The sequence below is a fragment of the Methylibium sp. T29 genome (genome assembly GCF_000576205.1).
GTDB classification, from domain to species: Bacteria; Pseudomonadota; Gammaproteobacteria; order Burkholderiales; family Burkholderiaceae_C; genus Methylibium; species Methylibium petroleiphilum.
In genome coordinates this window covers 1-2,805 of record NZ_AZND01000356.1, presented here as the reverse complement: position 1 = coordinate 2,805, position 2,805 = coordinate 1, and the positions used below count along the sequence as shown (strand labels likewise).

The following is a 2,805-nucleotide window of genomic DNA, read 5'->3' as shown; positions in this document are numbered from 1 at the left end:
ACTGCTCCGGGCACTGCTCGGGCGCCACGTACTGGTTGCCGCTGGCGCTGTCGCCGCCCATGCTGCAGGTGGGCCAGCCGCGACCTCGGGCCACGTCGCGCAGGGCTTGGCGCACGGTGGGCGTGCACTGGCTGATGTTCTGCCAGTTGCCTGCCATGCACAGCAGAAGCTTGCAGCCGTCGACAGCGTGCGCAGGTCCGCTGAGCCCCAGGCCTAGACCGAGAACGAGGCCGAAAGGGGCAGCAAGTCTCACTAGGGGCCGGATTGCGGTGCTGAAATGTGCTTTCATTGCCAACCTTTCGCTGGTGTGAAGACCTGACGCCATACAGTGGCGGGAAAAGACAATGTAGCAGAGCAAAACGTGCGTAGCACGCAAAGATTATCTGTTACACGATATGGATGAGCTTATGAAGATCAAAAGTTGCGTGATAAGCAATGAAACGCCGCGAGGTGTGCGGTGAACACTCGTTCTGCCGCCCCAACGCCCCCGCCGGAGCCAGCAAAGCCCGAGGCGGCCCAGGCTTCCCTTGCCGCCACTTGCATCCGGGCGCTGCTCGACAGGGCCGGCCTTCCGAGGCACAGGCACTCGGCACACATCGGCGGTCTGCTCAGCCTGTCGTACCACCAGGCCCACCGGCGCATGACGGGGATCGCTCCGTGGTCGCTGGAGGAGCTTCAGACCGTAGCCACGCACCACGGCGAGACCCTGGTGGACCTGTTCGGCGAGCAGAAGTCAGCGGACTACGAGACCGCGCTGCTCATCGCCGGGCCGCTGCGCGTCACCTGCCGCCTCTGGCCAGGTCAGCCCCTGGCGCAGCATCGGCCAGGCGACCTCATCGCGATCAAAGGCGGGTCGGAGTGGGTTGTGATGGTGGCCGGCGACACGCCGACGCCGCAGGCATGCACCGTCCGGCGACTCATCATCGAGCCGAAGCCAGATAGGCCGCGTCGCTTTGCGATCCTCGACGACGACATCGACGTTGCCCGAAGCCTTGCGGCCGGCTTGGTCGAGCTGGGCTTCGAGGCGACGGCGTTTGCGACCGAGGCGCAGCTGGAAGCTGCTCTGCAGTTCGACAGCTTCGACGCCTACGTGGTCGACTGGGTTCTGCCGACCGGTACGGCCGAGGCGCTTGTCGCCAAGCTGCGAAGCCAGAGCGCCACATGCCCCATCGCGCTGCTGACCGGTAAGGCGGGCACCAAGGATGTCGACGAGAAAGCCCTCGTGGCGGCCATCGAAGAACATGGGCTGCTGTTCCTGCAGAAGCCGGTGACCGCCTCCATTGCTGCGAGTCAGTTCAGTGCGGCTTTCGCGAACCGGTGATCAGGCTTCGCGATCATCAACAACAGCAAGCAAGAAGGTTCTATCGCGCATGGCCAGTGAACCCGGAGCCGGTGAGACCGACGAACTGATTGACCGGAAGCTGCAGCGCTCTGGCCAGTTGCATGAAGCGATGGCGCAGACGCTTGCTCTGGACGACGAAGGCCTTGAGGTCATCGACCTGCACGGCACGGATGTCGCGACGACCGCCATCAGCCTGTCGATGGAGCACGGGGACTCTCTTCTCGTCTTGATGGCACGCGGCAACCCCAACACGGCCACTGCGACGCTGCGCATGCAATTCGAGTCCATGCTCCGGGGCGCCTGGGCAATCTACGCCGCAACAGAACAGGACATCGAGGCGCTTGAGCGCGAACTCACGGTCGAGGCCGATGCACAGGCCCGCAAGGTTGCCGTGTACGGCGACATGCTCAAGGCACTGCGCAAAGAAGGCTGCAACGCGCCTCGTGTCCTGGTCGACGAGGTCGGCCGAGTCGATAAAGTTCTGCGCCACAGCCTGAACTCGTTTGTCCATGGTGGCTTCCAGCCTTTGAAGCGTCACAGCGAAGGCTTCCCCCTGCCGCTGGTGCTTCAGGTTATCGAGACGTCGAACGCGATTTCGACTATGGCTGCGGCTCTCTTCGCTGTCTTGATTGCCGACGAGGGCCATCGCATGTCGCGCTTGAATGCACTCATCCCGGAGTACCGCGATGTCCTGCCCGAACTCACGATCGTTCAGAAGCACCAGGCAGGCGGCTAGTGTGACGCGCCGCGCGGTTCGGCACTCATCCATCGAGATGCGCCGTGGTCACATGCGAGGCCGAGTGGCTGCTGTCGGGCGGCAACTCGAATTTCTCTTCACGACCCGGAGCAGCCCCTCATTCAACAGGACAGCTGTCGCTCGTTTGGCCGTCGTGCAACGTTGTGGCCAAGACTGGGCAATCAGCTTCGGGCTGATCGCAAATTCTGAACGGGCCGCGTAGCCTGAACCCTGATAGCCTTGTTTTGGAATCAACTCTGAGCACAGTCAGCATGGATGAGTCCGAGCGAGATTCTCTCGAGGCCGCCTTTCAGGTTGCCTTCGAGCAGCAGCAAAATGCAACCAGCGAAGCTGAACACTCGGCCGCGCTGACAGAGTTCAAGCGTCTGGCCGGACTGGGGCACGCTGCGGCTTCCGCGAATGCCGGCTACATGCTAGCCAATGGAATCGGTGCCCAGACAGACTATGAGGACGCTCGACGTTGGCTCTCACTGGGTGCCGAGCAAGGGGACGCAACAGCCATCAACAATCTGGCAGTCATGTTTCTCAGGGGCTCGGGCATCGAAGCTGACGCATCTAAGGCATGTGAACTGTTCGAGGTTGCAGCACACAAGGGGCATGTCGGCGCCCAACTGTCTTTGGGTGAACTATTCGAGTCGGGAGAGTTCCTCACCGTGGATCTCGAACAGGCCAAACACTGGTTTGAGGCAGCAGCGCAGCAGGGCGA

At 62.4% G+C, this 2,805-nt stretch carries 3 protein-coding genes; all 3 read left to right on the top strand.

Features of this window, described 5'->3' with window-relative positions; genetic code table 11:
* The first annotated feature begins 457 nt into the window (after positions 1–457).
* A complete protein-coding gene (locus tag x551_RS20750) occupies positions 458–1,321 on the top strand; it encodes a helix-turn-helix domain-containing protein (protein WP_081771436.1) in 864 nt (287 codons plus the stop codon).
* Between the two features lie 49 nt (positions 1,322–1,370).
* Entirely contained in the window at positions 1,371–2,078 is a 708-nt protein-coding gene (locus tag x551_RS20745) for a hypothetical protein (protein WP_036250870.1), read from the top strand.
* Positions 2,079–2,350: 272 nt separating this feature from the next.
* The coding region (locus tag x551_RS25560; protein ID WP_161728106.1) for a tetratricopeptide repeat protein at positions 2,351–2,805 on the top strand (455 nt) is incomplete at its 3' end.

Coding starts and splice junctions, on each gene's coding strand:
- x551_RS20745 (WP_036250870.1), top strand. CDS start 1,371: ATGGCCAGTGAACCCGGAGCCGGTGAGACCGACGAACTGATTGACCGG.